Origin of the sequence: Bacillus sp. JJ1474, from assembly GCF_036965225.1 — a bacterium.
Classification (GTDB): Bacteria; Bacillota; Bacilli; order Bacillales; family Cytobacillaceae; genus Cytobacillus.
In genome coordinates this window covers 4,061-8,861 of record NZ_JBALPC010000090.1, presented here as the reverse complement: position 1 = coordinate 8,861, position 4,801 = coordinate 4,061, and the positions used below count along the sequence as shown (strand labels likewise).

Sequence of the window (4,801 nt, the reverse complement as noted above, 5' to 3'; positions counted from 1 at the left end):
ATATTCTAAATATTAAAATTAAAGGAGGAGTAATATGGATCTATTTGAAAAGCTCTATGATGAGCATGAAAATGTGAAGGTCCGATTTGTTGGTTTTACTACTGAACTAACACGCTATGATTTTGGGATTGTGTTTACAAATTTATTTTTCGGAAAACCTCTTGTTGTATGTATGCAAACTGGCCGCTCCACACTCCTCGACCCTAAGGACCTCGAAGATGCTGAACATTTGCAACACGCCTTTAAATTGGATAATCGCCACCAAGCAGAAGACTTATGTGAATTTTTTAAGCTCACCTTACCAGCGACTACTTTCCATACCCAATATGAATGAGAAGAACAGGCTGAAAATAGCCTGTTTTATTTCTTAATGTGACATACAATTAACCCTTGATAAAACAATTGTGTTATATTATTATGTAATTAACGATGATTAAGCGTTTTCAAATTGATCTTAATTACAAAGGGGAATGAAAGAATGGGTACAATTGTATGCCAAGCGTGTAATTCTACAATTGATTATTTCGAAGATGAGAAAGTAACAGTTCTATATTCCAAGGCAGATTGCAGCTGCTGTGAGGGAAGCCATCATCAAGAAGAAATATAATAATAAATTTCGTTTATAAATAAAACCTTCCCAATTTATTTCGGGAAGGTTTTTCTTTGAATTTCTTTTCTATCTGATAGCTTTATACTCTTTAATCACTCGCAAATATTTAAAATCATAATCTTCTGGCCCTTGAACAGGAAGGCCAGCTTCCATGTTTGTTTTAATATAAGTAAGATTTTCTTTCGTTATGATTTCTCCCGGAATAAAAATAGGAATACCAGGAGGATAGACCATAATAAATTCTGCAATGATTCTTCCTTCTGATTCATCAAAAGGAACGAGTTCAGTTTCAGCATAGAAGGCATCGCGAGGAGAAACGGCCAATACAGGAATATCAGGCAATAATACCTGAGTATCAAGCTTTTCAGTTAATCCGTGTCTTTCCGCAGATAATTCTTGAAGCGCCTTTACTAACATATCCCCCTCATATTCAGTATCTCCAGGCGTAATAATACAAAGGATATTATATAGGTCAGACATTTCGACTTCAATATTGTACTTTTCACGTAGCCACTTTTCTACATCAAACCCATTTAACCCAAGATCCTTAACAGAAATAATCAGCTTTGTTGGATCATAGCCATGTGCAGCATCAGACTCAAGGATTTCTTCTCCAACACAATAGACATGCTCAATTTCATTTATGCGCCGGCGTATAGACTGTGAAAGTTCTATTGTTTTATCGATTAATTCTTTTCCTTCATTAACTAGGCGTTTCCTAGCAACATCCAAGGAGGCAAGCAATAAATAGGATGTTGATGTTGTCGTAAGCATACTTAGAATGGTCTGTACCCTTTTGGCTGAAACAAGGTTTCCACGCATATTTAATATCGAGCTTTGTGTCATCGATCCGCCAAGCTTATGAACACTAGTTGCTGCTAAATCAGCGCCTGCTTGCATGGCGGATAGCGGTAATTCATCATGAAAATGAATGTGAACACCGTGCGCTTCATCTACAAGAACGGGGACTTGATATGAATGAGCAATTTCAACAATTTTCTTCAAGTCAGCCGAAATTCCGAAATAGGTTGGGTTAATGACGAGAACTCCTTTTGCATCAGGGTGCTGTTCAAGAGCCCTCGAGACAGATTCGGTTGTAATTCCGTGAGAGATCCCAAGTTCTTTATCGATTTCGGGATGAATAAATATCGGGGTTGCACCCGAAAAAACAATCGCTGACATGACTGATTTATGAACATTTCTTGGAACAATTATTTTTTCTCCAGGTCCGCAAACGGCCATGACCATTGTCATAATTGCTCCGCTTGTTCCTTGTACAGAGAAGAAGGTTCTGTCTGCACCAAAAGCTTCTGCAGCTAAATCTTGAGCCTCTTTAATCATACCCTTAGGCTGATGAAGATCATCAAGAGGACCGATATTAATAAGGTCTATTGAAAGTGCGTTGTGGCCAATGAATTCTCTGAATTCGGGATCAATTCCCGCTCCTTTTTTATGGCCTGGTATATGAAATTGAATTGGATTTTTTTTAGCATGTGCAAGTAAGCCGCTAAATAACGGTGTTTCTAATTGTGACAATGTATTTCCACACCTCTTTAATTATAATTTTGCATCACAAAAAGTCATAAAACATTTGAATTATAGCACTATTCCCTTTCTTTGCATAGAAAATTTGATGAGTAATAATCGTATTATTTTTTTTAGGAGAAAATTATCTTATCTTCTTTAGTTTTAGATGTTAACAGGAAAATATAACAGTAAAATAGAAGTTAACATACATAAGGGTTTGAAGGAGGTTTTTTTATGAACTGGAATACAAGAGTAACAGAATTATTAAACATTAAATACCCGATCATACAGGGAGGGCTTGCCCATCTTGCTTACTCAGATTTAGCAGCTGCTGTTTCGAATGCTGGAGGACTTGGACAAGTAACGGCAATGTCATTAGAAAGCCCGGATGCTTTAAGAGAAGAAATTCGAAAAGTGAAGATATTGACGAATCAGCCATTTGGTGTTAATTTTGCCATCGGGCAGCATGGCAGGCCATTTTCACACTATTTAGATGTGGCGATTGAGGAAGAGGTTCCTGTTATTTCGATGACTGGTGGAAACCCAGCTCCCATTTTTGAGCAATTAAAAGGGGTAAATGTGAAAAAGCTAGTTCTCGTTGCGGCAAAAAGGCAGGCAGTGAAAGCTGAAGAGCTTGGTGCAGATGCGGTTATGGTTGTCGGACAAGAGGGGGGAGGTCATTTAGGACGAGACGATATTGGAACGTTCGTATTAACCCCTCAAGTCGTAGATGCAGTTTCCATCCCTGTAATCGCTTCAGGAGGGATTGGGGATGGCAGGGGGCTTATGGCGGCCCTTAGCCTTGGTGCAGAGGGCATTGAAATGGGAACGAGATTTATTGCGACTAAGGAGTGTATTCATGCATCAGACATCTATAAAAAAAGGCTTGTCGAAGGAAGTGAAAATGATACTGTTGTTATTAAAAAAACAATAGGGGCTCCGGCCAGAGTCATTTCTAATTCATGGACAGAGAAAATTCTAGCAATTGAGGAGCAAAATGGCGGCTTTGAGCAATTGAAAGACTTGATTAGCGGGAAGGCTAATAAAAAATATATTCACGAAGGGATAGAGGAAGAAGGATTTGCTTGGGCAGGGCAAGTAATGGGACTAATTAATGATGTTCCAACTGTACAAGAACTATTTAGTCGAATGATCTCAGATGGAGAGAGTATTCGCAAAAAATGGACAATGTAATACATAAATAATGTTTTAGGCAAAAGAGGTGACAGAAATGGAATACCAATACCCAATTGACCCAGATTGGTCAACAGATGAAATAATTGATGTTATTCATTACTTTCAGTTAGTTGAGGAGATCTATGGGAAAGGTGTAAACCGTGAAAAATATTTAGATGCGTATAGAAGATTTAAAGAAATCGTTCCAGGTAAAGCCCAGGAACGAAATATTTGCAATGAGTTTGAAGAGGTAAGCGGCTTTTCAGCATATCATACATTAAAGGCTGTAAAAGAGTCAGAAGCAGGAAAAGAGGTTAGAATTAAGAAATAAAAAAATGTGAATAATGGCATGTGGCCGCCTAAAAAAGCCATAGGGGCCACTGCCTATTTTCTCTCTCTTTTGTTTAAAACATTTTATACAAAGGTATTAATGTTTTAAAAACAGATTCTGCATTTTCAAGAAAAGCATGAGGATCCATTTCTATTGCTTCTTTTCTTGGAATATGTAAGCCGCATAAAATCTCCGTTTTTTTTACTTTTTGTAACCGAATAAACATGTCTTTTAAGTCTTCTTTAGTCAGTTCTCCATGCAGCTGTCCCATCGGTTTAGTGTGATCTGCAGACCAAACAAAGTGTTTAGGAGTTTGTTTATAAATTTTATTTAAATTCTTTTCTAATTTTTTTCCGAAGTCTTCTTTATTAGGAGCTTCATATATAAGAGCAAACCAGATGAAAACATGTGTTTCCCAAAGTCCTATTTGAAAATGAGGCAGCATTTTATAACCCCGAGGATTACTTGCATAGGCAACCCAGGTGTCCTTAGGAGGGTTTACTGTCCGGCGTGCATGTTTGGCTACATGTGGATACATTTCATCTCCAGTCTGAATGGCAAGCATTGGAGCAAAATATTGTCCTAATTCATCAAGTTTTGGTCGTATATGAGTAATTAAGGCCTCCATCCGGTCCTCTAGTCCATCGATCTTAAAAACATCAAAATCTTTATTCGTAAATCCTGAAAATGACATTTGCAACCTCCTCAAAACTAAACAGTATTAATTATCCAAAATACTTAGTCATTATCAAAAAAAATATATTCTGAAATATTGTAGCATACCTGTTCATAAACAAAAACCGCTATGCTTCAGGCATTTTTGTAAATATAGGTATTCACACATATTTGTTGCAACTGACTCAAATTCCTCATATTATAAATAAATAATAGTCAGAAAATTTAAACTAGATTTTTAGAAAGGGGTGATTTTTATGAAACAACTGATGAACACAGTTAAAAACAAAGCAGGCGAAAGAGAACGTACCGCAGTCCTTCGATTAGAATTAGATTACGAACTAGCAACATTATTTGATGCAATGAATGATAAGAATGAAGATTTACAATTGAAAAGTAAACAAAAACTTGAAAAAATCAGACAAGAACTTTTACGCCTTAAAGCACTTTAACTAAAGTGTCTGAATGAAAGAGGTAAAGGG

General features: G+C 36.8%; 7 protein-coding genes. 5 read left to right on the top strand and 2 right to left on the bottom strand.

Annotated features, from left to right (window positions below; all coding sequences use genetic code 11):
* Window positions 1-34: 34 nt before the first annotated feature.
* Both V7164_RS13145 and V7164_RS13140 read left to right on the top strand, forming a co-directional pair.
* A complete protein-coding gene (locus tag V7164_RS13145) occupies window positions 35-334 on the top strand; it encodes a DUF3055 domain-containing protein (protein ID WP_335354284.1) in 300 nt (99 codons plus the stop codon).
* Between the two features lie 144 nt (window positions 335-478).
* Entirely contained in the window at window positions 479-607 is a 129-nt protein-coding gene (locus V7164_RS13140) for a GapA-binding peptide SR1P (RefSeq protein WP_335344750.1), read from the top strand.
* A 69-nt stretch (window positions 608-676) separates the two neighbouring features.
* On the opposite strand, the gene V7164_RS13135 is transcribed toward V7164_RS13140, so the two are convergent.
* Window positions 677-2,146 (bottom strand): aminotransferase class I/II-fold pyridoxal phosphate-dependent enzyme, encoded by a 1,470-nt coding sequence (locus V7164_RS13135; protein ID WP_335344751.1) that lies wholly within the window; start codon window positions 2,144-2,146, stop codon window positions 677-679.
* Between the two features lie 225 nt (window positions 2,147-2,371).
* On the opposite strand from V7164_RS13135, the gene V7164_RS13130 reads away from it, so the two are divergent.
* Window positions 2,372-3,331, top strand: a complete 960-nt coding sequence (locus tag V7164_RS13130) for an NAD(P)H-dependent flavin oxidoreductase (protein ID WP_335344752.1) — start codon at window positions 2,372-2,374, stop codon at window positions 3,329-3,331.
* Window positions 3,332-3,368: 37 nt separating this feature from the next.
* On the top strand, window positions 3,369-3,644 hold the full coding sequence (locus V7164_RS13125; RefSeq protein ID WP_335344753.1) for a UPF0223 family protein: 276 nt from the start codon (window positions 3,369-3,371) through the stop codon (window positions 3,642-3,644).
* Window positions 3,645-3,717: 73 nt separating this feature from the next.
* On the opposite strand, the gene V7164_RS13120 is transcribed toward V7164_RS13125, so the two are convergent.
* On the bottom strand, window positions 3,718-4,338 hold the full coding sequence (locus tag V7164_RS13120; RefSeq protein WP_335354283.1) for a YktB family protein: 621 nt from the start codon (window positions 4,336-4,338) through the stop codon (window positions 3,718-3,720).
* A gap of 238 nt (window positions 4,339-4,576) precedes the next feature.
* Here V7164_RS13120 and V7164_RS13115 point away from each other — a divergent pair, with 238 nt between their 5' ends.
* Window positions 4,577-4,771: a hypothetical protein gene (locus V7164_RS13115; protein ID WP_335344755.1), complete on the top strand. Its 195-nt coding sequence runs from the start codon at window positions 4,577-4,579 to the stop codon at window positions 4,769-4,771.
* The last annotated feature ends 30 nt before the right edge of the window (window positions 4,772-4,801 follow it).

Bases quoted from the DNA above. Each gene is read 5' to 3' on its own strand.
- V7164_RS13145 (WP_335354284.1), top strand. From the start codon at position 35: ATGGATCTATTTGAAAAGCTCTATGATGAGCATGAAAATGTGAAGGTC.
- V7164_RS13140 (WP_335344750.1), top strand. From the start codon at position 479: ATGGGTACAATTGTATGCCAAGCGTGTAATTCTACAATTGATTATTTC.
- V7164_RS13130 (WP_335344752.1), top strand. From the start codon at position 2,372: ATGAACTGGAATACAAGAGTAACAGAATTATTAAACATTAAATACCCG.
- V7164_RS13125 (WP_335344753.1), top strand. From the start codon at position 3,369: ATGGAATACCAATACCCAATTGACCCAGATTGGTCAACAGATGAAATA.
- V7164_RS13120 (WP_335354283.1), bottom strand. From the start codon at position 4,338: ATGTCATTTTCAGGATTTACGAATAAAGATTTTGATGTTTTTAAGATC.
- V7164_RS13115 (WP_335344755.1), top strand. From the start codon at position 4,577: ATGAAACAACTGATGAACACAGTTAAAAACAAAGCAGGCGAAAGAGAA.